This window comes from Sphingobacterium kitahiroshimense (genome assembly GCF_025961315.1).
GTDB classification, from domain to species: Bacteria; Bacteroidota; Bacteroidia; order Sphingobacteriales; family Sphingobacteriaceae; genus Sphingobacterium; species Sphingobacterium anhuiense.
Window position 1 is genome coordinate 1,800,802 of record NZ_JAOQNK010000001.1, and the last position, 23,970, is coordinate 1,824,771.

The 23,970-nt window shown below is 34.4% G+C and carries 24 protein-coding genes; 11 read left to right on the forward strand and 13 right to left on the reverse strand.

Features of this window, described 5'->3' with window-relative positions; translation table 11 throughout:
• Positions 1–116: 116 nt before the first annotated feature.
• From M2265_RS08185 to M2265_RS08215, 7 genes are all read right to left on the reverse strand, one after another.
• Positions 117–485, reverse strand: a complete 369-nt coding sequence (locus M2265_RS08185; RefSeq protein WP_132771082.1) for a DUF2200 domain-containing protein — start codon at positions 483–485, stop codon at positions 117–119.
• A gap of 22 nt (positions 486–507) precedes the next feature.
• Positions 508–894: a VOC family protein gene (locus M2265_RS08190; protein ID WP_132771081.1), complete on the reverse strand. Its 387-nt coding sequence runs from the start codon at positions 892–894 to the stop codon at positions 508–510.
• Between the two features lie 404 nt (positions 895–1,298).
• The gene (locus M2265_RS08195) at positions 1,299–1,952 is read right to left on the reverse strand and encodes a CatB-related O-acetyltransferase (protein WP_132771080.1); all 654 of its coding nucleotides are present in this window, start codon (positions 1,950–1,952) and stop codon (positions 1,299–1,301) included.
• Between the two features lie 130 nt (positions 1,953–2,082).
• Positions 2,083–2,931, reverse strand: a complete 849-nt coding sequence (locus M2265_RS08200; RefSeq protein ID WP_132771079.1) for an SDR family oxidoreductase — start codon at positions 2,929–2,931, stop codon at positions 2,083–2,085.
• Between the two features lie 47 nt (positions 2,932–2,978).
• Complete coding sequence (locus tag M2265_RS08205) at positions 2,979–3,389, reverse strand: Rrf2 family transcriptional regulator (protein WP_021189475.1); 411 nt, start codon at positions 3,387–3,389, stop codon at positions 2,979–2,981.
• Positions 3,390–3,809: 420 nt separating this feature from the next.
• Positions 3,810–4,469 carry a DUF6266 family protein gene (locus M2265_RS08210; protein WP_132771078.1) on the reverse strand — a complete coding sequence of 220 codons (660 nt, stop codon included), beginning with the start codon at positions 4,467–4,469 and terminating at the stop codon, positions 3,810–3,812.
• 433 nt (positions 4,470–4,902) lie between these two features.
• Complete coding sequence (locus M2265_RS08215) at positions 4,903–6,342, reverse strand: PLP-dependent aminotransferase family protein (protein WP_132771077.1); 1,440 nt, start codon at positions 6,340–6,342, stop codon at positions 4,903–4,905.
• 91 nt (positions 6,343–6,433) lie between these two features.
• Between M2265_RS08215 and M2265_RS08220 the strand changes: the two genes are divergently transcribed.
• Together M2265_RS08220 and M2265_RS08225 are read left to right on the forward strand one after the other, a co-directional pair.
• A complete protein-coding gene (locus M2265_RS08220) occupies positions 6,434–7,324 on the forward strand; it encodes a DMT family transporter (protein WP_132771076.1) in 891 nt (296 codons plus the stop codon).
• 23 nt (positions 7,325–7,347) lie between these two features.
• Entirely contained in the window at positions 7,348–7,956 is a 609-nt protein-coding gene (locus tag M2265_RS08225) for an FMN-binding negative transcriptional regulator (protein ID WP_132771075.1), read from the forward strand.
• Between the two features lie 59 nt (positions 7,957–8,015).
• Here M2265_RS08225 and M2265_RS08230 read toward each other — a convergent pair whose 3' ends face one another.
• The 3 genes from M2265_RS08230 to M2265_RS08240 all read right to left on the reverse strand — a co-directional run bounded on the left by M2265_RS08230 (position 8,016) and on the right by M2265_RS08240 (position 12,951).
• A complete protein-coding gene (locus M2265_RS08230; RefSeq protein WP_132771074.1) occupies positions 8,016–8,642 on the reverse strand; it encodes a class I SAM-dependent methyltransferase in 627 nt (208 codons plus the stop codon).
• Positions 8,643–8,730: 88 nt separating this feature from the next.
• Entirely contained in the window at positions 8,731–10,227 is a 1,497-nt protein-coding gene (locus tag M2265_RS08235) for an arylsulfatase (RefSeq protein WP_132771073.1), read from the reverse strand.
• 327 nt (positions 10,228–10,554) lie between these two features.
• The gene (locus M2265_RS08240; protein WP_132771072.1) at positions 10,555–12,951 is read right to left on the reverse strand and encodes a GH92 family glycosyl hydrolase; all 2,397 of its coding nucleotides are present in this window, start codon (positions 12,949–12,951) and stop codon (positions 10,555–10,557) included.
• A gap of 663 nt (positions 12,952–13,614) precedes the next feature.
• Here M2265_RS08240 and M2265_RS08245 point away from each other — a divergent pair.
• From M2265_RS08245 to M2265_RS08270, 6 genes are all read left to right on the forward strand, one after another.
• Positions 13,615–14,298 (forward strand): DinB family protein, encoded by a 684-nt coding sequence (locus tag M2265_RS08245; RefSeq protein WP_132771071.1) that lies wholly within the window; start codon positions 13,615–13,617, stop codon positions 14,296–14,298.
• 3 nt (positions 14,299–14,301) lie between these two features.
• Positions 14,302–14,748 carry an SRPBCC domain-containing protein gene (locus tag M2265_RS08250; RefSeq protein ID WP_021190776.1) on the forward strand — a complete coding sequence of 149 codons (447 nt, stop codon included), beginning with the start codon at positions 14,302–14,304 and terminating at the stop codon, positions 14,746–14,748.
• Between the two features lie 18 nt (positions 14,749–14,766).
• Positions 14,767–14,979: a DUF1801 domain-containing protein gene (locus M2265_RS08255; protein ID WP_243655441.1), complete on the forward strand. Its 213-nt coding sequence runs from the start codon at positions 14,767–14,769 to the stop codon at positions 14,977–14,979.
• A gap of 129 nt (positions 14,980–15,108) precedes the next feature.
• Positions 15,109–16,635 carry an IS21 family transposase gene (istA, locus tag M2265_RS08260; RefSeq protein ID WP_264599345.1) on the forward strand — a complete coding sequence of 509 codons (1,527 nt, stop codon included), beginning with the start codon at positions 15,109–15,111 and terminating at the stop codon, positions 16,633–16,635.
• 2 nt (positions 16,636–16,637) lie between these two features.
• Positions 16,638–17,414 carry an IS21-like element helper ATPase IstB gene (istB, locus tag M2265_RS08265; RefSeq protein ID WP_264599342.1) on the forward strand — a complete coding sequence of 259 codons (777 nt, stop codon included), beginning with the start codon at positions 16,638–16,640 and terminating at the stop codon, positions 17,412–17,414.
• A gap of 631 nt (positions 17,415–18,045) precedes the next feature.
• Entirely contained in the window at positions 18,046–18,606 is a 561-nt protein-coding gene (locus M2265_RS08270; protein ID WP_021190778.1) for a DUF4230 domain-containing protein, read from the forward strand.
• A 236-nt stretch (positions 18,607–18,842) separates the two neighbouring features.
• On the opposite strand, the gene M2265_RS08275 is transcribed toward M2265_RS08270, so the two are convergent.
• A complete protein-coding gene (locus tag M2265_RS08275) occupies positions 18,843–19,157 on the reverse strand; it encodes a GNAT family N-acetyltransferase (protein WP_262708433.1) in 315 nt (104 codons plus the stop codon).
• A gap of 159 nt (positions 19,158–19,316) precedes the next feature.
• Between M2265_RS08275 and M2265_RS08280 the strand changes: the two genes are divergently transcribed.
• Positions 19,317–19,862: an AAA family ATPase gene (locus M2265_RS08280; RefSeq protein WP_132772753.1), complete on the forward strand. Its 546-nt coding sequence runs from the start codon at positions 19,317–19,319 to the stop codon at positions 19,860–19,862.
• A gap of 380 nt (positions 19,863–20,242) precedes the next feature.
• Positions 20,243–21,604 (forward strand): NAD(P)-binding domain-containing protein, encoded by a 1,362-nt coding sequence (locus tag M2265_RS08285; protein ID WP_021190781.1) that lies wholly within the window; start codon positions 20,243–20,245, stop codon positions 21,602–21,604.
• Between the two features lie 89 nt (positions 21,605–21,693).
• Here the strand turns inward: M2265_RS08285 and M2265_RS08290 are convergent, their stop codons facing one another.
• Positions 21,694–22,191: a hypothetical protein gene (locus M2265_RS08290; protein ID WP_021190782.1), complete on the reverse strand. Its 498-nt coding sequence runs from the start codon at positions 22,189–22,191 to the stop codon at positions 21,694–21,696.
• A 135-nt stretch (positions 22,192–22,326) separates the two neighbouring features.
• Entirely contained in the window at positions 22,327–22,890 is a 564-nt protein-coding gene (locus M2265_RS08295; RefSeq protein ID WP_132772757.1) for a hypothetical protein, read from the reverse strand.
• A gap of 233 nt (positions 22,891–23,123) precedes the next feature.
• On the opposite strand from M2265_RS08295, the gene M2265_RS08300 reads away from it, so the two are divergent.
• On the forward strand, positions 23,124–23,957 hold the full coding sequence (locus tag M2265_RS08300; RefSeq protein ID WP_132772758.1) for an alpha/beta hydrolase: 834 nt from the start codon (positions 23,124–23,126) through the stop codon (positions 23,955–23,957).
• Positions 23,958–23,970 lie beyond the last annotated feature (13 nt).

Here is a 23,970-nt window from a genome sequence, read left to right on the forward strand (position 1 = left end):
TATTAAAAAAATAAGCCGTCTACACGAATGCAAACGGCTTTACTTATTATATATTGAGTTAGCTTCAATAAAATAAAGAAACAACAATCATTTACAACAATCTAATATACAAATAATTAACAAACTTGTCGCAAAATTTTTTCCATTTTTTTCCCTTTTGCTAATTCATCTATTATCCTATCGAGATATCTAACTTTCTGTGTTAGAGGATTTTTAATTTCCTCTACACGATAACCACAGATTACACCAGTAATAAGATTGGCATTAACATTAAGATTTGCATTTTCAAAGAATGTTTCAAAATTTACTTTCTGATCAATTTGATCCTGCAACTGTTGTTCATCAAAACCGGTTAACCATTTTATAACCTGATGCAGCTCCTCTTTTGTTCTACCTTTCTTTTCAACTTTTTCGAGATAATGAGGATAAACCGATGCAAATATCATTTTTGCTATTCGTTCATCGTGTCCAGCGGTACTTTTCATACTATTATTTTATTTGACGATGCTATTCCATATCCCCTATGGGTTCCCAGAGTTCAATGATATTACCTTCAGGATCTAATACATGAATAAATTTCCCATAATCATACTCCGAAATTTCATCTACGATAGTGACATTATCTTTTTTTAATTCCTCAACCAGCGCAACAAGGTTTTCGACGCGGTAATTGATCATAAAGGGCTTTACAGAAGGATTAAAATATTCAGAATCACGAGGAAATGTACACCATGCTGTTGCCCCCTTAACCGATGGATGATCAAGCTCGCGCCATTTAAAAGTTGCTCCATATTCACCAGCTTCCAAACCTAGATTCTTGGCATACCAGTCGTTCATCTTTTGAGGATCCTCGCATTTAAAAAACACACCTCCAAGCCCAGTTACTTTTTTCATATTTAGGATTTCAATTAGGAATAAAATTCAAGAAATTATCGCTCATTTTATTAGAATAAATATACAAAAAAATAGGTCCAATAATATGTTTCGTACTATTTCTTTACTCAGATTGATCTCCGTAATTTATTGCAAGCTGTATACTGCTAGCTCATGTTCGTACAATTATAAAAATTTTCCCTTTCTTAAAATATATCCAATTTATTCTATATTTCACTTTTGACCAATATCAAGATGAGAACCTAGAAGTTTTATTTAATGTTATCACCAACTATAACCACTTGTTGGAAGAGAATCATTTTTTTAAGAAAAATGAATTTTTACAAATTATGTTAACGCTACAAGAAAATAATCTCAAAAAAACAAATAACCTCTAATTTCTTAAATTGTTTTCAAACTAAACATTACAGGGAGGCTTCATATTTGCATGCTTCCTCTATCAATCGTTCAATATCGTTTCCACATATAAATGACTGTAAATGTTTAAATTTCGCCTCATCCCAATCATAAATTTTTAAATTACGCAATGAAATAATCGTATCCGATTGAAACCTAAACTTAATATGCTTTGCCGGATTTCCTGCAACAACACTATAGGGTGCAACATCTTTTGTAACAACAGCTCCTGAAGCAATAATAGCGCCCTCTCCAATCTGAATACCCGGAAGAATCATGGCACGCATCCCTATCCAAACACCATCGCCAATTATAGTATCTCCTTTACTTTGATACGATTCTACGATAGATTCAACAAAAGGATATAAACTAAACCAATCAGAACGATGCGTATTATTTCCCCCCATCAATATTACAGCTTCAGCTGCAATACACACATACGAACCAATATATAATTGATCTATAACCCAGGCAGGTTCCCATTGATTTAAACTGTACACATCTCCATACAAATAACGAACAACACATTCTTCAAAATTTCCAGTCCAGGCGTTGCTGTAATAACTTGTGTTCCCCTTAATATGAATATTGGGATTGGTATGAGTTTCGTGCAAATATTCAACACGGGACCAATGCTTAATCTGATCTTGTTTTGTACTCATTCTAGAATCTTTTTATGCAATTTATAAAATATTCTCAAATAGGATACGATATGAATATGATATAGGAAGTAGTTCTAAAAAAAAGGAGTATCATTTCTGATACTCCTCTTTTTTAGAACTACGCTAAATTTTATCCCGCTAAAGCTGCTTTGACAACAGTAGTCAGCGAAGTTGTTGGACGACCGATCAAAGTAGATAACTGTTTTCCATCATCATACAAATCACCATTTGCAGCTCCTTTATCAAAACTTGCGATAGCAGTTGCTAATCCTTCAGGTAAACCTGCTTCTATTAAAGCTTTCGCATAATCTGACTCACTTAAATTTTTATAAGGAATAACTTTCCCTGTTTGATTTGAAATCTCTTCAGCCAACTCAGCTAAGGTGTAAGCATAGTCACCTGCTAACTCGTATACCTTATTTTGTTGATCTGCACTGGTTAAAACTACTGCTGCAGCTTCAGCATAATCAGCTCTCGCTGCAGATGCTATTTTCCCCTCTCCTGCACTACCAAATAATGCACCATTTTGTATTGCTGTAGGAACAGAAGCGGTATAATTTTCAGTATACCAACCATTACGCAAAATAGTAAAAGGCACACAAGATGATTTTAGAATTTCCTCCGTTAATAGATGTTCATTTGCCAATACCAATGAAGATGTATCAGCATGTAAAAGGCTCGTATATACAATCCATTCTACTCCCGCCTCTTTTGCAGCCTTGATAACGTTTTCATGCTGTGCCTGACGCTGTCCAATTTCATTTCCTGATATCAATAATAAATGATTAATTCCTTTCAATGACTCGACCAAAGTATCCGGTTTATTATAATCAAATAAGCGTGCTTCGATACCTAAGTCACGAGCTTTTTGAGTGTCACGCACTAATGCAACTAAATTGCTGCTTGCAGTTTTTTCTTTTAATTTTCCCACTACCAGACGTCCTAGATGTCCAGTAGCACCTGTAATTCCTATTTTCATAAATCCTATATTGTAATAAATTTTGTTACATTTAAAATCAAAAAAAACTAACGAAATTTCTTCGCGAAATTTTCCAATGTCAGCCCTTTTAACGAATTAATCACCAACTGATCGGTATCAGAATAGAGCTGATCTAACTCCTTATTAATCTGCTTACCAACTGGACATTGCGGATTCGTATTCAAATTCTTTTTACCTAGCACTTCAGTATTCTTCACTGCCACATAGATATCTGCCAATGAAATTTGACTACTTGGCTTATTTAATCGAGAACCTCCCTCTTTGCCCTTACGTCCTATGACAAAACCTGCATCTTGCAATGCACTTAGTTCTTTCCGCACCATCGCAGCATTCGTGTTAATACTACCTGCAATCCAATCCGAGTTCACCCAATTTTCTCCACTATCAGCCAGCAATGTTAATATATGTATAGCTGTTGAAAATCTTGTATTATTCATATCACCAACAAAGTTAGGAATATTTTTTATATTGTAACAAATTTTATTACAATTGAATTTGAAATGACAATTTACCGGAAAAAATTATAGACCTAGTATCAGCTCCACAACAAGACTTAGGTCTAGATTATCGTAATGAAATATTATTAGAGATAACCCGTTGTGCATTTTAAATAGTGCTAATTTTTAAATTATTGATATTACTCTTAAAACTCCCAATATTCTTTCGTAATTTGCGAATAGGTTGCTCATTCTAAATCGTTTTGTCGTAAAAACAATTTATTGATTATCAGAGTAATGAATAACTTCTTTATAGCCCTAAATCATAATGCACAACGGGTTTCTTTAATTTATTAAATCTGTTTCAAAGGTCGTACCTCCAGTTTACATTCACCCTGGAATAATGACACCTGATACCGCTCAAACCTTTATCTTACCCAAGTGCATACTGTCTGTATTACCACCACCATAGCTCTCTACAAAAAAGATAAACACTTCATACGTCACTTTCTTTTTATGTTTCGGAATTTTAACATTTTGTTTGCCAGATATTAAGCTGTCTTTCGAGTCGTTCATCAAAAGTGGATATTCCCCCCCATTATCTTCTGCATTATACAGGATTAAAAAGGAATCGTAAGACCTGGTGTTAAACTTCTTCTCCAGATAAACATCATATTCCCAAGTCACCCGAATCACTTGATTTTCTTGATCGAAATCCATCGTATAGGAAGTGATGGGATTCGGGCTTCCTTTGGCAATCATAAATTTCTGCCAGTCAACTACAAAATCGTCCTCTTTCTGAATAAGTGCTTCGTTCAAATTATAAGACATCGCCACATCATATGCCCGCTTAGGATAGCTGTATGCCTTATAACCAATATTGATAATGGGATTTAACATACTAATATGCGACCTCACAATTTTGAAGCGTGTTCTACTGAGCAGTTGCTCAGGTGTAGGTGCCCGTTTTTTAACGCGAGGGAGAGAACGCACATAATTTCCTGTTTTCGTTAAGACAAACACAACAGAACCTGCTTTCCCGGAAACAGTCCCATTAACGCCATTTTTGATGATTGCCATAATTACATGATTAGTTTATAGATAATTAAGATAAATATTAAAACGGAAACATCCTAATACCAGATTTTAATTAATAGCAATTTTTAATCAATTTTTATACAGTAATCAGTCAATATTGATACAGTCTACACTGAGTGATCACTGAGCAAGTACTGAACAAACACTGAACAAATAATGTTAAAAGTTATAATTTGGTAATCATCTGATCTTCGTTTGCTGCACCTAAAAATTAAAGAGGGGAACCTCCATTTTTGTAACAAAAATATTCTGGCTGAAACTCATTGCACTTAGTAAAACTGATGAAATGGAAGAAATAGGCATGAGCCTGCTCCGGCTCGCATGAAAAAACAGTTTACTGATTATCAGAGTAATGAACAACTTATTTATCTTATTTATAGCCCTATATCATAATGCACAACGGGTTAGCAATATATTAAATCAAACTATTTATATTTTTTTTATCAAGAATTTTGGCAAAATTACCCAGTTGTTTCAGTTTAAATTGCAATTCGTTGTTCCAAGGAAGTCCATAACAAAGCCTCATACAGTTATTATATTGATCTTGGAGGGTAAACATCCGGCCTGGTGCAATACTTATATTGTGTTTAAGTGCAAATTCGTACAGTTCGGCCGTATCTATATTTTCATTAAACTCAACCCATAATGCAAGTCCTCCCTGTGGACGACTTATTTTAGTTCCTTCCGGAAAGTATGAAGCGATAGTATGGGCATAATGCTGAAAGTTGTCGGATAGTGTACTTCGAAGATGTCTAAGATGATTGTCGTACCGTCCAGATTTTAAAAAGTTTCCTACAGCTTCGTGAACCACAGATGTTGAAGATATAGCATGTACGAGTTTTAACTTTAAAATCTGCTCTTTATACTTGCCCGGAGCAATCCAACCTACCCGATAACCTGGTGCCAAAGTCTTTGAAATAGAACTGCACCAAAGCACATTTCCTTCTGTATCATAAGATTTACAGCATTTTGGTCTTGTAGAACCAAAATACAAATCTCCATATACATCATCCTCTATTATTGGAATATGATGCTTTGCTAATAAATGAACAATTTCATATTTATTACTATCGGGAATACAGCTTCCCAACGGGGTATTATAATTTGGCACTAAGAGACATACATGAATAACCGGTATTATTTTTTTTAAAGACTCAATATCAATTCCTGTAATCGGATGGGTTGCCACTTCAATAACTTGTAATCCTAGACTTATAGCAAGCTGTAAAATACCAGGATAACAGGGACTTTCTAATGCTAAAGTATCACCCGGTTTAGTTAATGCCATTAAACATAAAGATAAAGCATGCATACCTCCATTAGTCGTTACCAAATCACTTTCTTGTAACTTCCCTCCCCATGCTAATGATCGGACAGCAATCATTCTTCGTAATTTTGAATTTCCTTCTATTGGTTCATATTCAGTTCCACCTTCCTTTAACGCCCTTGTAGCGAGAATAAGTTCTTTTTTCAATTTTGCTAATGGCAACAAATTACCAGAAGGAATACCAATAGAGAATAGTGTCAGATCTGATTTCCCCATATTTGCATATACACGACTAATAAGTTCCTTTGGCTCGACATTGTCAATGCCTAGTGAAGTTTTACTTACTTCCGTTAATGGAATCTTTAGGTAAGACGCCGGACTAACAAAATAACCCGACTGAGGCTTGGATTGAATAAGAGACTGTGCTTCTAATTCAAGAAATACACGTTTGACAGTGTTCACACTTATCCCTTGCTCTTGACTGAATGTTCGGATTGATGGCAGGCGATCACCAGGTTGCAATAAGCCACTTTTAATTTGACTACTGATTTTACGAGCAATTTCATCGTATAAAAAATCTCTTTTCATAATATAAATATAACTGTATCCATTAAATAAATCAAAACTGATACTGTGCTCATAAATGATGTTCATGTACTTTTGATCAAATGAAAATTTAATGAGAAAAACAGCTATAAATTATGAAACAAAGATTCGATCTAACGGTTGGATTAATGGCATTATAGGCGTATTATTATTCAGTGGCTCTCTGCCTGCAACAAGAATTGCGGTATTAGATTTAAATCCTATATTTCTAACAGTTTCCCGTGCCACAATTGCTGGGTTACTTGCTTTAGGCGGATTAATAATTTTTAAAGAGAGAAAACCTACACAAAAACAAATTATTCCTTTGTTTATAGTGTCAGTCGGTGTTGTAATTGGCTTCCCTCTTTTAAGCGCTTTAGCACTACAATATCTTACATCCGCAGATTCACTTGTATTTTTAGGACTACTTCCACTTGCAACCGCTAGTTTTGGCGTGCTTCGAGGTGGTGAAAGGCCGAAACCTTTATTCTGGTTATTCTCAATAATAGGTAGCCTTTTTATAATAGGTTATGCTATTGCACAAGGAATAACAACCTCACCACTTGGTAATTCATTGATGTTAGTTGCCGTGATACTGTGTGGATTAGGATATGCAGAAGGGGCGAAACTATCAAAAACATTGGGGGGCTGGCAAGTAATTTCCTGGGCGCTAGTCTTATCACTGCCATTTATGATACCCCTAGTATTTTTTTACAGACCACTATCATTTGCAAACGTAGATATAAAGGCATGGTTCGGGCTAGCATACGTCTCTATTTTTAGCATGTTTATAGCTTTCATATTTTGGTATAAAGGATTAGCTCAAGGAGGAATTGCATCTATTGGACAGTTACAATTACTTCAACCGTTTCTTGGACTAGCCGTAGCATCAATTTTTTTGAATGAAAAAGTAAGTCTTAATATGATAGGAATAACGATGGCTGTCATACTCTGTGTTGCAGGATCAAAAAAATATGCTAAATAATAAATCCTATTTAAAATAAAATTATGTTTATACCCAATAATTTTAAAATTGAGCATGAAGCTGAGCAGATTGCTTTCATGAAAAAATATAGCTTTGCCACCATAATTACAGTAAAGAATAATATTCCAATTGCTACACAGCTACCTTTTGTTGTAAACGACACTTCAGATAAACTTATTCTTACTGCCCATTTTGCAAAAAATAATGAACAAGTCGCGTATATTTCAAAAAATACTTCACTAGTTATATTTACCGAACCTCATGCTTATATATCTCCTCAACATTATGATAAAGTAGAAAGCGTACCTACTTGGGATTATATTGCTGTTCATGCTTATGGAACTGCAAAAATTATAACAGATGAAGAGGCTAAAATCAATGCTTTAGAGCAAATGATTTTATTTTATGAAAAAGATTACTTACAACAGTGGAATAATCAATCTAAAAAATTCAAAAAGGGAATGATGCAAGGTATAGTAATCTTCGAGTTAGAGGTAAATGAGTTACAAGGGCAGAAGAAATTAAGTCAAAATAAAACAAAAGAAGAACGTCAACGAATTATACAACAACTAAAAAGTAGTCCAAGTAAAATGGATAACGATCTTGCTTCATACATACAGGATTCTTTATAATAGATAAATCGACAGGTCGTTACTATGTGCAGTTAGTTTTAAGAAACTAAATAATGAACTCAATTATTAGATTTCTTACATTTTATTAAAAAAAAGGGTTGACTTTCATCAATTTCCTCAATTTCAAATAGCCCAACATGCTTAAACTCGGATTCAATAGCATGCTCATCATAGAAAAAAAGCTTTACTCCTTCGAATACTTCATAACGATCCTTATCAATATATCTTCCTTTTTTGTAACTATCAGCCTTCTTAGAAATTGCCGTAAAAAACATATATCCGTTGACATTGAGTTGATCATAACAATCCTGAATTAGTTTAATCCTTTCTTGGCTATCCAATAAATGAATTAAAGCATAACAAAATATACCATCATATTTATTTTGATCAAAAGGCATATCAGTAACAGATCCATTAAAAATTAGCATATCCGATCCATAATGAGCCCTCGCCATCTTGATTGCTGTCTTCGATATTTCTATTCCCGTAACAGCCATACCCTTATCTTTAAAAACCTGAGCATTACGACCATACCCTATTCCCGGGATAAGTACATTTTTAACAAGCTCTTTGATAAAAAAATCAGCCGTTAAAACAGCTGTTTTTGCTGGTTCGAAACCCCACATTTCACTTTTTTCAACAAAAGCAGATTCCCAAAATTCTGCTTTTTCTTCTTTATTATTCATTTCTATCATCTAAATACCTCCGTAACTTGAAAAATAATATGCAATCCCCAAGTGAACAAAAGTAAAGTAAGAAAATTCTGTTAAAACATTACTTTTTAGTGAATTTTGGATTAATAAACTCCCATTCTTTGATATGTGCTGGTTGATGTTGATGATCTACTATAGTATCAAATTTTTTAATTAGTTCTGGATGCTGAGCAGCTAAATCGTGCTCTTCCTTCCTATCATTTTCAAGATCAAAAATCATCCAAGGTGTCCTACTGTAGCCTTTCTTACGGACATCTAATTTAACAGCTTTCCATTTCCCTAAACGGATTGCGATCTGTCCTCCGTTTTCCGGATATTCCCAATATAAAAAATCATGATCTTGTTGTTCATCTGTTTTTCCCAAAAGTGTTGGCAATAATGAAATACCATCGGTATTTTCAAGTTTTTGACCAGTGACTGCAGCTATTGTGGCCATAATATCATACTGCGCTGATGCAAAATCAGATTTCACTCCCGCCGAAATATTTCCTGGCCAAGATGCTATAAAAGGCACACGGATCCCTCCTTCGAATACATCCATTTTTAGACCTCTTAAGTCACCGACGCTTTTAAAGAATTTTGGATTTACACCGCCATTAAATGTCGTACCATTATCACTAGAAAACATAATGATTGTATTCTCATCAAGACCTAGCTCCGAGATTCGGTTCATTATTTTACCGACCTGAGCATCCAAATAAGTAATCATTGCAGCATATGTTGCATAAGGATATTTAGTAGCTGAATATCCTTGCTGTCCATAGTAAGGTTTTTCATCAAAAACACCTTTGTACATATCAATATATTCTTGAGGTGCCTGCAATGACACATGTGGTTGCGTAAATGGCAGATAAAGAAAAAATGGCTGTTCCTTATTCTCTGAAATAAATTTGAGTGCTTTTTCAGCCATTAGATCAGTTGCATATTCCTTCCCTATATAATAGTCAAAATCTGCGTCTGTCGCTGTCGCTGGATTAAGTGCCTTATGCACATCCATTACAGGGTTGTTCAATGTTAATCGCACATCATTTTCCCATAAGTGAGTTGGATAAAAATTGTGAGCTTGTTTCTGATCTAAAACCGAGATATAATAATCAAATCCCTGTCTCAAGGGGCTGCCTGGTGTATTATTCATACCTAATCCCCACTTACCCGCCATAGCTGTACGATATCCAATCTGCTTCAGCATCTTAGGAATGGTTAATGTGCCTTCCGGCAGGGGCATCTGCCCACCTTCAAGACTATCAGGAAATCCACCAAGTTCATAATTACCACGAATATAAGCATGCCCACCATGTTTACCAGTCATAAGCATAGCACGGGATGGTGCACATACAGGTGTACTAGCATAATGTTGTGTAAAAGTCATCCCCTTCTCAGCTAATTTTAATAGATTAGGAGTTTTTATTTTCTGCTGCCCATAAGGTTCAATCTCACCATACCCCAAATCATCTGCATAAATATATATGATATTAGGTTTAGTACTCCTTTGTGCATAAATGTTTCCAATAGCAAAAAATAGACTTACTAAGGTGCATATGTTTAAATTTCTAATCATCTTTATGGTTATTTTTTTTACAAAAACTACACGTGTAATATGTCGTTAAGTATTTAATATAAAAGGTATAATTCAAATTTATTATTATAGTCACAAAATAATAAAAAATGAATGCTTCCACCTAAAATACTTTTACTTTATCAGATATGGTCATCAATAAAAAAATATCAACTTCAATAGTTATTAAAAAAAATTCAGAATGAAGCTAAAGGAAAGATGCAAATTATTAAAAGAATAAAGATTATCGAACTAAGTTGGAATATTCAAATCAAAAAAAAATAGCCCTAAGGCTATTTTTTTCAAATAATTCACTGTTAAAAACATATATCAACGATTTCCAGTAGTAATTACAATTTCATTACTATTAACAAGATCATGGTGAGATATTTTAAAGCCCTTTACTTTTTTCCCATCAATTGAAATACCGTTAATAAATCCTGCATCACCTTTACGGTCCCTTCTGATAATCAACTTATCTTTACCGTGATGATATTTTGCATCTAAATGTATCGTCACCTTATCGAATACCGGAGTTACAACCGTGTACTCCGGCCTCCCTGGACATAACGGATATATTCCCATCATATTCATAGATGCCCAAGTAGACATTGTGCCTGTATCGTCATTACCAGGTATTCCTCCTGGAGCATTCTTAAAATGAGTTTCTAAAATCTCCGTTACTAATTTTTGAGTACGCCACTCCTCCCCTTCGATTTCCGAAAAGATATGCGGATAAAGCATATCAGGTTCATTAGTAACGTCAAAATATCCTTTATCAAAAGTAGCTTGAAGTTTTTCCACAAAATTATGCTTACCCCCCATTAATTTCACTAATCCAGCAATATCATGTGGAATGGCAAAAGTATAATTCCAAGCATTTCCTTCATGAAAACCAGGATTTGGTTCGAAATTAGCACCTTGCAAAGGATCAAAAGGGGTTAGAAATTTACCATCAGGAAGTATAGGTCTAAAAGTTCCATACTCTTTTGAATAGTAGTGCTTATAACCTTTTGCCCGCTCAGCAAACATTTTGGCATCTTCTTTCTTTCCTAGTGAAGCCGCGAACTGTGAAAGGTTCCAGTCCGCAAGGAAATACTCAATTGAATGAGACACTGAGTTATCAAATTTGGCACGTAGTGGTACGTAACCGTATTTTACATAATCAGCATTATCAGGACGAATTTTATTGGTACTATCTATAGTTGTTGCTGATTTATAAAACGCCTCGTATGCAGCTTCATGATCATAATCTCGAATACCTTTCATCCATGCATCAACGATAACGGGAATTGCGGGATCTCCATCCATGGTATAAGATTCGCGACCATAAAGCTCCCATTTAGGCATCCATCCGCTTTCTTTATAAATATCGATCATAGAACGGATCATCTCTGTTTGTCGGTCAGGAAACAATAGACTCATTAACGGTTGGACATTGCGGTAAGTATCCCATAGAGAAAATACAGTATAACGATTTCCTGACGTTTTTAATGTTTGACGGGTCTCCATAGCGGGATATTGCCCATTAACATCCTGAAGAATATTTGGATGAATTAAAGCATGGTACAATGCTGTATAGAAGACTGTTTTCTGATCTTCAGTACCACCTTCAACTTCGATTTTCGACAAATCTTCATTCCATCTCTTAGAAGCGGCTAATCTGATTTGATCAAATCCGCCTTTGGGTTGTTCTTGATCTAAATTTTGTCTTGCATTTTCAATACTTACGAAGGAGACTCCTACCTGAACTTCAACCTGCTCGTTTTCAGAAGTTTCAAAGCTTAAATAAGCACCAATATCATCCCCGGACATTTCGTTATGATATGCTGTAAAAACTTTATACTTTCCAGCATCCTTATTCCAATCGTTTTCCCAAACTTCTCCTTGCTTCTGAAATTTCCAGTAGCCCTTTTCCGAAGGTTTCTTACTCAACCTTAAGACAAAATAAATCGGATATACAGCTTGATTATTAACATAACAAAATGATCCCAATAACTTTGAACCTTCAATCTCTCGATCGTTAACAAATCGCATCGTAGCTCCCGTTTCATTCGTTAACCCTTCACCTAAATTAAGTAAAATATGGCTTTTACCCTTCGGAAAGGTAAATCTGGAAATTCCTGTTCGTAGTGTCGCTGTAGCTTCAGTTTTCACACCATATTTATCTAAATAATTGGTATAATAACCCGGTGCGGCACTTTCATTTTTGTAAGTACTTCCATAATTCCGATAATCGACATCAAGACGGCCTGTTGTTGGCATCAGCAAAAGACTCCCCATATCTGGACATCCTACACCGCTCAGGTTAACATGAGAAAATCCCGTAAAAAACTTATTATTATATTCATAGGGAGTAGACCACCATTGTGCATCCTTATTAAATTTGTTCAAAGATGACCCCATGACATTAAAAGGCGAAACGTTCATCAGCCCCTGCGGAACCTGTGCACCCGGATTAGTCGTACCATAGTTAGTTGTTCCAATAAATGGATTAACATATTCTACTGGTTTTTTTTGCGCCAATGTCGCATGCGAAAGAAAGAGAAAAATAAAACTATGACCGAGACTACGCCAATTTATAGTATTATTTAAAATAAGTACTTTTTGTCGTTTTGGTAGAGACTCTGTACAAATACGACCAAACTTAAAGGTTTTATATGTACTATTTAACCATGATTTGACAATTCTAAAATCTTTCAAAGTAACTAAGGTTTTTATTTTCATTTATTTTAATAAATTATTATTGCGCCATTTAAATAGGAATGCCACAATCTTTTTTAGCATTTAAATTATCGATCTACGTTATTAATTTGAGAATTACCCTAATCTATCTCCCTCTCACGGCTTACATTTTCATTCAGCTTTCCAGATAATTATATCAATTTTAATAATCTACATTTCAAGAAAAGATGACCTTGAACTCTATTCTAATAGGAGTGATAGTAGCATTAGAATAATTTCGTAAAAAATCCACATCAGATGTGTAGACTTACCTGTGAAATATGGATGCGCTCCCATCAAAGATTAAGATTACACCTATTCTCATCAAATAAAAAATAAGAATTATCCTAGCTACAATAATACATATAATTAGATGATCATACAATACAGAGTCATCCTTAAACAAAATTCAGCACATCCTTCATTTTATTTAAGATGGAGCAATATTGTTTTAATCTTTTCTCAAATTTAAATCTTCATTTTTATAAATCAATACGCGTATTTTTATTTCTTGTCTTATGGCAAGCAGTGCTAAACAAAATAAGGTTATAATTGTTAAAACTAAATTGTTTGAAATAGAAACAAGTATGAACGGTCTACCGTTAGGATTTAAAAAATTTATACTAGAAAACAATGGAATTTGCACACTTCACCAATTAAAAAAAAATGAAAATACTAATAAAATTTATGCTTACACTAGGTGTCAGTATAACTCTTCCCTGTATCACGGCCAAAGCTGCTGATAAAATTGCTGTAATAAATAACGTTACGCGAATAATTGAAAAAAATGTCCCTCCTGTCATTTTAAATCAGCACGGAAATATTGATTCATTAATCCAATATTTTCAATACACAACCAAATCATTAAAAGATGACATATCAGGATTAAGTGAAGCACAACTACAATTTAGTCCTGGAGAAGGAAAATGGTCAATAGGTCAATGTCTAGAGCATATCATACGCTCAGAAAGTCTGTTATTTGAAATGGCAAAAAAAGAATTGGGAAAAGCGCCACAGCCTAACCGGAAAAATGAAGTCAAATCAACTGATCAAGGTCTCATAAACATGATGACTGATCGAAGTCAAAAATTTCAGGCACCAAAAGAACTGCAACCCACAGGAAAATATAAAGATAGCAAAGTAGCAATAAAGGACTTTCTAGCAGCTAGAGAGCCTGTTTTATTATACATCAAAAATGCAAATATAGATGACCTTCGCAATCACATCAGTGACTATCCAACAGGCGTAGTTGATGGTTATCAAAACCTACTTTTTATCGCCGCTCACTGTGCTAGACACACTAAACAGATTGAAGAAGTATTAGCAGATCCAAATTTTCCAAAAAAATAAATTATGAAAAACCAAACATATCAAATCGACATTCAAGCACCAGCTTCAGTAGTATTTCACAAAATGCTAGATAAAGAAACCTATAAATTATGGACTTCCGAATTCAACCCTACATCAGATTATGAAGGAGGATGGAATAAAGGTGATAAAATTTACTTTATTGGACAAAATAAAGATGGTAAACGTGAAGGTATGGTAGCTAAAATTTTAGAAAATATCCCTAATGAATTTGTTTCCATTTATCATTACGGAATATTGGATGGAGATATAGAAATCACAGAGGGGCCTGCAGTCGAAAGCTGGGCAGGAGGTACAGAGAACTATCATTTTAAAGAACATAATGGAATAACAAATGTAACTGTTAAAGTAGATACCACAGAAGAATACCTATCTTACTTTGATGAAACTTGGCCCAAAGCCTTATCAAGATTAAAAGAAATTTGCGAATAATACCTATAACTATTCATTATGTTTGAAAAAGTTGAGAATTACTATCACAGTAAAAAAGAACCAATAAAAAGTTGTTTACTAGCATTAAAAGAAATTATTCTCAGACTGGATCCGCTTATAACAGAAACGCAGAAATGGGGCATGCCCTGTTTCTGCTATAAAAATAGAATATTTTGTTATCTGTCAATAGATTCAAAAAAAGATATTCCCTATATCATGATGGTAGTGTAAGTAGCAACTTTGTATCAACAGATTTTAGCAAAAGTAATTCGCCATTACATTAGCTAAAATTAAAAAAAGGCCGCATCTTTTGGTGTGAAACAAAATCAATGTCGGCCTCTTAATAAAAACAGAGTTTTTATGTGGTACAAAGTTAAAGAATTAATTGGATCGGGACTAAACATAAGTCAGATTCATGTTGAAACCGGTTTAGACCGGGCTACAGTACGCAAGTATCTGTCACTTTCAGAAAAAGGTTTCCATGACTGGATCTCACGGCCCAGAAATCTCCCCAAGAAACTTTCGGTCTATTACAGTTATGTGAAAGAAACCCTGGAGCTTCAGCCCTATCTATCCGCCGCACAGGTTGAGGATCGCCTTATGGAGCGATATTCCGACCTCCCTACGGTACATAGCAAAACCATCTATAATTTTGTCAGGAACATCCGTCTTGAACATGGCCTGGTAAAATACAGGGATAAACAGGCGCGTGATTATGAAAAATTGCCGGATACACCTTATGGCCAGCAGGCACAGGTTGACTTTGGACAGGCCTTTATGCAGACCGACACCACTTACCAGATGAAAGTTTACTTCTTTGCAATGGTACTGAGCCGCTCTCGGCAAAAGTTTGTTTACTTCCAGAACCATCCGTTTACCACCACAACAGCTGTTTATGCACATGAACTTGCTTTTGAGTTTTTTCAGGGTATCCCTCAGCAGATCATCTATGACCAGGACCGGGTATTCATCCAGGAAGAAAACCTTGGCGATATCCTGTTGACTGACGGTTTCCGTTCTTTTTGTGACAGTAACCCATTTGAACCAGTGTTCTGCAGAAAGGCTGATCCTGAATCAAAGGGAAAAATAGAGAATGTGGTCAAATATGTAAAGCATAACTTTCTTCGTGGACGCTTATATAAAACAGTTCCTGTCCTGCAGAAAGAGGCTCTGGACTGGCTTAAAAGACGTGGCAACGGAAAAGTACATGGCAGCACCGGTAAGATACCCCATAAGGAATGGCTGATGGAGCAAAAGTATCTGCAGTCTATCACTGCTGCTCCAACTTTACCTAAGACAATGTTACCTGAATACTTTGTAAGAAAAGATAACTGTATTACCTATCGGGGCAATTACTATAGTCTTCCATCTGGAAGTTATAAAGGTCAGGGAACCAAAGTACTGCTTGAAATCAAGGGGAGCAGTATGTGCATCTATAGCGAAGCGAATCAGATAGTGGCACGGCATATCATCTCACAGCAGAAAGGCTATATCGTACGTCTTGAAGGACATAAAAGAACCGGTTCAGACCGTGTTGAACAAACCACAGCAGAAGTGACCGCTCTTTTTAACAATAATAATGGGGTCATTTATCTTACGCTTTTAAAAGAAAACAGACCGAGGTATTACCATGACAGTCTGAAAGTGATCCTTAAAAATCTCAGGAGTGCATCGCAGGAATCTATAGATCAGACATTGGGCATATGTCTGGAAAACAAAATCTTCAATGCCTATGAATTCTCCCAGGTTCTCAATCTGCAGAAGAAACTGCATCCTGCAGGCACAGAATATCTAACAGTCGGATCCAGTGCTGACACTACGCATTTACAGCAGGGCCTGGATCCTGAAACCAGTAATATCAATTATTATGAATCTATACTCAACTAATCATGGAACAGATCAAACAAATCAAAGAACATGCAGAGACATTGCGTCTGACCAATCTCAAAAAAGCTCCGGAAGAACTGATCCATCGGGCACAGATCGATAAACCGTCCTATATGGATTTTATCATGGAGATATTGGCAAGTGAAGTGAGCTACCGAAAATCGGCAGATCTGGAAAGAAGAATCCGGCTGGCCAAATTACCCAAGCATAATGATCTGGACAGCTATGACTTTAATGTGTCCAACGGATTATTAAAGGCTGAACTGGCTCAGCTCAGAGAGTTGTTGTGGCTCGAACAGAATTATAACCTGATACTGATGGGACCCAGCGGAACAGGAAAAACATATCTGGCAGCGGGGCTGATCCATGACGCTCTGATTGCCGGCTACCGTGCATATTTTCTGAGTATGGAGGAACTAACCAATATCCTCAAGATGAAGGATATCACTGTATCGGCAATGAATGCGTATAACCGGCTATTAAAAGCACATGTACTGGCTATTGATGATATCATGCTTTTCCCTATCAATAAAGTTCAGGCTGTGGCTTTCTTCAATATGATCAACCACCTCCATGAACAGGCATCCATCATTATCACAACCAATAAGTCTCCAAAACAGTGGGCAGAAACGCTTGAGGACGAAGTGCTGGCAACAGCATTATTGGATAGATTATTATATCGATGTGAGGTTGTTAAATTGAAAGGAACAAGTTATCGGATGGATAACAGACAAACGATCTTCCCTGAAAAAAAACAAGAAAATACACCGGAAAAGTAAATGTATTTTTTTGAAGAAAAGTGGTGAAATACTTTTGCTAAAAATTGATGAAAGTAAATTTGCTATTTACAGGTAGAAGGCAGACATTTAGATATTCCAGCTCTTCAATCGGGAAATCGTTCTAAAATGAAAGTTTTTTATGTTGATCCCAACGCAGACTTCGATTTAGTTACGATCAATCACATCATGCAAGGAGCACTGAATCTTTATAGAAACGGCTTACTGAAAACAAGTACAAAAAATACATAAACAAAAATCCTCAACAATGTAGCTACCCTATTATAAAGAATAACAATAGGTTAATCTAGGATCATACACTATCAATTCTATGATCACACACCTCCACCCAAGTACAACCCTAGGATCATACAACAAGGACTATATGACCCCACTTGCACCACACAAGGACTAGCCTAGGATCATACAACACGAACTATACGATGATACTAGATCCACTAAACATACAGGCCTTCTGTACCTTTTCTATGCACAATATGCCCACATCAAATAACCAATGTAGCTTATTATATACTTATACGTTAAGCTATGATACATCACATAAAATCGTAATGAAATAAAAATTTTACATATATATAGTAATTGTTGGTCTATAAATTGATTGTATTAAGTTATGGCAAGATTTTTAAAAGTAATATTCTTATTAGCTATTATTGCGGTCTTCGGATGGTTGCTATGGTCTAAGTTTGAAAACAAAACTACAAAAGTTACTACACATCAACTTTTGATCGAGCGAATAGAAGCAATGGGCAAGCTTGAATTGGTCAAATATAGATTTAGCGATGTTGTTGAACATAAAAATATTACAACATTCTTACCCGACGCAAGTGTACTACTTATCATAAAAGCAGATGCCGTTGGATGTATCGATTTAACAAAAGTCAAACAAGAAGATATTGAAGTTTTTGGAGACTCTGTTTCTATGCGTTTACCTTTACCTGAAATTTGCTACATAAAGATAGATCATAAATCTTCCCGAGTTTACGATACCAAAATGGCATTCTTTCGAGAAGCTGACCTTGTAGATGAAGCCTATAAAAATGCGGAAAAGGAGATTGCAACCGAGGTGAAGAAATCAGACATATTGCAACAAACCCGAGCAAATGCACTAAATGTTTTCACCCCTTTACTTAAAGGACTAGGTTTTAATAAAATTAGTTTGTCTTTCGAATAATTACATCGATTAACATATTTTAATTGTAATCAATAAACGCGCAAATCGGAAGTTATGATTAAATCATAACTTCATAATTAGATCAAAATTTCACATCAAAAAAAATAAAACGAATTATTTTTTTTAGGAATCAACTTCATACATAGTCATGATTATTTGACAGTATAGCTATACTGTCAAATAATATACAATTATTAAAGTCGATCAACAGTTCTAAAACTTAAAATGAAATCAATCTATTGATATGAACGATCTAAATGCAACGCCATTTGTATATTACAACGTTTATAAGACGTATCTCGTCCTGCTATTTTTTTAAATCCTAATTTATGATATAAATTAATTGCTGGCTTTAAAATAGTATTACTTTCTAAATACAAATTTTGCGCTCCTAATTCCTTTGCCTTCTTTAATACCGCCTGCCCCAGTAGAAATCCAATATTTTTTCCTTGTGCGCTCGGTGAAACTGCCATTTTAGCCATTTCATAATCATAATCTTCTTGATGCATTTTAATCAAAGCACAAACCCCTACAGGCTTATTATTATAAATAAGCTACCTAGATTTTCCATTTCAAAACCTACCTATTTAATGATTTACTTAACTTTACAAATCCCCTTCTATCCGTTACGATATTACTCAAACAAAAAACTATAATCAGTACGAGAACTTACCTTCAAAAAATAACAATTATTAATACACAAAAACAAAATGAATACACGTAAAAATAACTTTTATGTCATCACAGGAGGGCCTGGTGTGGGCAAAACCACCTTGATTGATGCTTTAAAGTCTAAAGGATATTCTACGGTTGCAGAAGATGCCCGATCAATCATTAAACAGCAGATACTAAAAAGAGGAGATGCTTTACCCTGGAAAAATAAAGATTTATATGCTTTATTACTGCTTAATGCATCAGTAAAAAGCTATCATGCAATATCCAATAAGAACGATAACATTTACTTCTTTGATCGCGGTATAGTAGACACCATTTGTTATGCAGAAATGATTAACTTCAAAATTCCTACTGCAATGCTTCAAAATGCAAAAACCCATAAATACAATAGCACTGTATTTATACTTCCTCCTTGGTCACAGATCTATACAACTGACGATGAAAGAAAACAAACATGGGAAGAAGCTCTCTATACATTTGAAATTATGAAAAAAACTTATTTTAATAATGGTTATAATGTAATAGAAGTACCTATAGGAGCTGTTGATCTAAGGGTAGATTTTATATTGAAGCATATATAAACTTTTCCAGATCTGAATATTTCTGAGCAATTGCTCAAAATAAAAAACAATTTCAACGATCAAAATTCGTAATAATAAAGCATAATAATAAAGCAGTTACATTTGACCAATCCTTGATACCTATCCAAATTTTGGTTATCTTAGCCATATTGACAGCATACAGATATTTTTTTTGAAAAATAGTTTCTAGTCATTTACTTATCGCAACATAGTATAAGTTGTGTATCTTATTGGCTTTTGCCATCTATTTTAGAGATTATAAAAAAATCTCTTCATCTGCATACTCATTTGGAAGTATGGTCTAGAATTAAAAATTCGATTTTAAAGACGAATTATTGCACTCATCTATTTTAGATGAGTATACATGTTAATTATATTATATGACAAATTTTAAAGTTGGAATTATTGGTGCTGGCCCCAGCGGGCTAGCTATGCTACGAGCATTTGAATCGGAACAGAAAAAAGGTAATCCCATCCCAGAAATTAAATGCTACGAAAAACAGGACAATTGGGGTGGAATGTGGAACTTTACCTGGCGGACAGGTGTTGGTAAATACGGAGAACCCCTACATGGTAGCATGTACAAATACTTATGGTCTAATGGTCCAAAAGAATGTCTAGAATTTGCTGATTATACATTCACAGAACATTTCGGTCAAACAATATCCTCCTACCCTCCGCGAGAAGTACTTTTTGATTATATCCAGGGACGTATCAATCAAAGCAACGCCAGAGATTACATCCAATTTAATACCGTTGCAAGATGGGTGGATTATATTGAAGACAAAAAACAGTTTAGAGTTATCTTTGATAATCTAAAAAAGAATGAAACTTTTGAAGAATTTTTCGATTATTTAGTGGTTGGTACTGGTCATTTTTCCACCCCTAATCTCCCTTACTTTAAAGGAATAGAGAATTTCCCTGGCGCAGTTATGCACGCACATGATTTTAGAGGTGCTGACCAATTTAAAGATCAGCGCTTACTCCTTATCGGAAGTAGTTATTCCGCTGAAGATATTGGCGTACAATGCTACAAGCACGGAAGTAAATCTGTGACAATAGCTTATAGAACAAGTCCGATTGGGTGCAACTGGCCTGATGGCATAAAGGAGAAAGCAAAATTATCTCATTTCGAAGATAGTATAGCGTACTTCGAAGATGGCAGTCAAGAAGAGTTTGATGCGGTCATATTATGTACTGGTTATCAACATAAATTCCCATTTTTACCTGATAATATGCGATTAAAAACCAATAATTGTCTATATCCAGATGACTTGTTTAAAGGAGTAATCTTTAATCATAATGAACGTTTAATATTTTTAGGAATGCAAGATCAATATTATACTTTCAATATGTTTGATACACAAGCTTGGTTTGCACGTGATTACATGCTAGGAAAAATCCCGCTACCACCTAAAAAAGAACGCATTATAGAAATCAAAAAATGGATGGATGATGAAGCACTTACAAAAACAGGAGAAGATCATGTTGATTTTCAAACAAATTACATCAAAGATCTAATGAGTTATACAAATTACCCAAACTTTAATGTTGACAAAGTGGGCAGCATGTTTAAAAATTGGTTAAAGGACAAGGAAAATAATATTTTAAATTATCGAGATCAAATCTATACATCGGTCATAGATGGAACTCAAGCAGAAACTCATCATACAGCATGGATGGATGAACTTGATGATAGCCTGGAGAAATATCTTGAAGAAAGTAAAGAACCTGCTATATAATAAAATTTCTAAACTGATATTTGAATTCATTATAATAAAAGGAGGAAGCTAAAACTTCCTCCTTTTATTATAATCAATAGTTATTAAGACTAACATATACGCGTATCAATCCAAAAATTATCACGCATTTTCAATATTGATTCTGGAGTGACCCGATTTAAAATATAGGATTGTTCTGCGTTTAAAAGGTCCTTTTGATCCTGTTCATCTTCAACAAAAAGCATTCGCAAAATAGCATCATTTTCCAATGCTTCTATATCAGACTCCACTACTTTTGTATCATTCGATAGAAACCAATTTTTAGCTTCTTCCTTATTTAAAAATTTTAAATACATTAAACAAGAATCAAACTCTCCTAATTCTTTTACTACTTTTTCTGGATATTGATTTCGAATGTATTCTTCATATAGTTCACGTCTATTATTACGTAAAGCATAATTTCTTATTACCAATCGATGTGGATCACTCTCTATGCTAAATTTTTGAGGATTTTCTAAAAATCCGTAATGCTTATTGTATCGAACAACACGCGCATTCAAACTTTTTTTATCATTCTCCATAAAAATCTCTTCATTACTTATATACATAACAATCAAATGCTTATAGTGTTTAATTATTGTATACAGGAATTAAAAACAAAGAAATCTACGAATAAATAATATAATTTAAAAACGATTGTCAATACCACTTACAAGGCTCATCAGTAAGGAAAATTACATCTTTTACAAAAAAGTAAATTCACCTTTAAAAACTATTTCTTTATCTACTAAACTATAATTTTCATCATATTCAGCTTGATAAAAAATGACGTAAATTGGTTGTGTTAAATCTGTAACTGACATCAATTTATCTGCTTCCAAAATATCGATTTTGTCAATAGTACGATTCCCTGTCCAACTTTTAGCAGTACCTTTCGCATTCGGATCAAACCGATGATCTTGAGCTGATGTAAAATACCAGTAACTTGGTACATCATTACTCAACGTTAAAGTTTGATTTGGATTAAATTGCTCATCTGCCATTCCAGTATTTTCAAACCATGAAACTTCATGATCGATAATTCCCAATGCTGCGAGATAAACGTCCTTATCCAATGTCGCCCCTACTAAAAAGCCTTCCATCCCTTCTGAGTTTAGTTGAAAAGTGAATGGAGATTTAGCAAGTTTATACTGATCAAAAGTGCTGGAGATTATTTCCCCTCCTTGGATGATACTAACTTCCAGTTGTTGACAAAAACTCATTATAGAAGTAAATAATAAGCCCAAAGTCATAATCAATCTAGTCATGTAAAACGTGTATAATAAAATTTTAAATTAATAACACAAAGTAAAGTAAATCCTAAAAGACTAAAACCCCTGTTTTCCGCTAATTTTGAACGATTAATTAGATTAAAATAAAAAAACACGATTATCATTTAAAAGCTATTTTATAATCTCGTAATTTTAACAATCTTTTTATACACTTACTTCTGTCTTTGCAAAAACCAAAAATAAGTGTCTTTAACACAACACAGCTATTGATGAAATACATTCAACTATTCATTGCGTTCATGTTTACGGCAAATAACCTATCTGCTCAAAAAAAAATTACGATCGGGCAAACTGATCAGATATACTCTACAATACTCAAAGAAAATAGGAAAATAAACATATATCTACCAGAAGGATATAATGTTGCTGATACAATTAAATATCCAATAATTTACATATTAGATGGTGGCATAGAAGAAGATTTTATTCATATAGTTGGAATCGTTCGCTATTATACACAACCCTGGATTGCGCAGTTTCCAAAATCAATTGTTGTCGGTATCGAAAATACGAATAGAAAGAGAGATTTCACATTTGCAGTGTCCAACTTGGACTTCCTGGAAAAAGAAGGTTTTAAAAAAGAGAATTTTCCACAATACGGAAAATCTGAAGCTTACATTTCATTTCTTCAAAAGGAACTACAGCCCTACATGGAAAATAAATATAACGCTAATAAAGACCGTACTCTTATTGGAGAATCATTAGCTGGTCTATTAGCGTCTGAAATACTCTTAAAACAACCTGATTTATTTACTAAATATATTATTATTGCGCCTAGTTTATGGTGGGGAGAGCAAAAGCTCTTATTTGAAACGGCAAATTTATTAAATGCTAACATCAAAAAAACACTTAACGTATATTTAGGAGTTCCAAATAAAGATGAAGATATAAAAATGTATAATGAATCAATAAAGTTTTCACAATCATTAAAGAAAAACAATAATATCAATTTGTCATTTGATTACTTACCAACCGAATTACATGCAACGATCGTACACCAGGCAGTATACAATGCTTTCAAAAAATTATACCCTAAAAACTAAATAATATTAAAAT

Bases quoted from the DNA above. Each gene is read 5' to 3' on its own strand.
- M2265_RS08205 (WP_021189475.1), bottom strand. From the start codon at position 3,389: ATGAATAATACAAGATTTTCAACAGCTATACATATATTAACATTGCTG.
- M2265_RS08300 (WP_132772758.1), top strand. From the start codon at position 23,124: ATGAAATACATTCAACTATTCATTGCGTTCATGTTTACGGCAAATAAC.
- M2265_RS08210 (WP_132771078.1), bottom strand. From the start codon at position 4,469: ATGGCAATCATCAAAAATGGCGTTAATGGGACTGTTTCCGGGAAAGCA.
- M2265_RS08245 (WP_132771071.1), top strand. From the start codon at position 13,615: ATGAAAATACTAATAAAATTTATGCTTACACTAGGTGTCAGTATAACT.
- M2265_RS08250 (WP_021190776.1), top strand. From the start codon at position 14,302: ATGAAAAACCAAACATATCAAATCGACATTCAAGCACCAGCTTCAGTA.
- M2265_RS08235 (WP_132771073.1), bottom strand. From the start codon at position 10,227: ATGATTAGAAATTTAAACATATGCACCTTAGTAAGTCTATTTTTTGCT.
- M2265_RS08200 (WP_132771079.1), bottom strand. From the start codon at position 2,931: ATGAAAATAGGAATTACAGGTGCTACTGGACATCTAGGACGTCTGGTA.
- M2265_RS08185 (WP_132771082.1), bottom strand. From the start codon at position 485: ATGAAAAGTACCGCTGGACACGATGAACGAATAGCAAAAATGATATTT.
- M2265_RS08290 (WP_021190782.1), bottom strand. From the start codon at position 22,191: ATGTATATAAGTAATGAAGAGATTTTTATGGAGAATGATAAAAAAAGT.
- M2265_RS08295 (WP_132772757.1), bottom strand. From the start codon at position 22,890: ATGACTAGATTGATTATGACTTTGGGCTTATTATTTACTTCTATAATG.
- M2265_RS08280 (WP_132772753.1), top strand. From the start codon at position 19,317: ATGAATACACGTAAAAATAACTTTTATGTCATCACAGGAGGGCCTGGT.
- istA (WP_264599345.1), top strand. From the start codon at position 15,109: ATGTGGTACAAAGTTAAAGAATTAATTGGATCGGGACTAAACATAAGT.
- M2265_RS08190 (WP_132771081.1), bottom strand. From the start codon at position 894: ATGAAAAAAGTAACTGGGCTTGGAGGTGTGTTTTTTAAATGCGAGGAT.
- M2265_RS08285 (WP_021190781.1), top strand. From the start codon at position 20,243: ATGACAAATTTTAAAGTTGGAATTATTGGTGCTGGCCCCAGCGGGCTA.
- istB (WP_264599342.1), top strand. From the start codon at position 16,638: ATGGAACAGATCAAACAAATCAAAGAACATGCAGAGACATTGCGTCTG.
- M2265_RS08255 (WP_243655441.1), top strand. From the start codon at position 14,767: ATGTTTGAAAAAGTTGAGAATTACTATCACAGTAAAAAAGAACCAATA.
- M2265_RS08240 (WP_132771072.1), bottom strand. From the start codon at position 12,951: ATGAAAATAAAAACCTTAGTTACTTTGAAAGATTTTAGAATTGTCAAA.
- M2265_RS08195 (WP_132771080.1), bottom strand. From the start codon at position 1,952: ATGAGTACAAAACAAGATCAGATTAAGCATTGGTCCCGTGTTGAATAT.
- M2265_RS08270 (WP_021190778.1), top strand. From the start codon at position 18,046: ATGGCAAGATTTTTAAAAGTAATATTCTTATTAGCTATTATTGCGGTC.
- M2265_RS08230 (WP_132771074.1), bottom strand. From the start codon at position 8,642: ATGAATAATAAAGAAGAAAAAGCAGAATTTTGGGAATCTGCTTTTGTT.
- M2265_RS08215 (WP_132771077.1), bottom strand. From the start codon at position 6,342: ATGAAAAGAGATTTTTTATACGATGAAATTGCTCGTAAAATCAGTAGT.
- M2265_RS08225 (WP_132771075.1), top strand. From the start codon at position 7,348: ATGTTTATACCCAATAATTTTAAAATTGAGCATGAAGCTGAGCAGATT.
- M2265_RS08220 (WP_132771076.1), top strand. From the start codon at position 6,434: ATGAGAAAAACAGCTATAAATTATGAAACAAAGATTCGATCTAACGGT.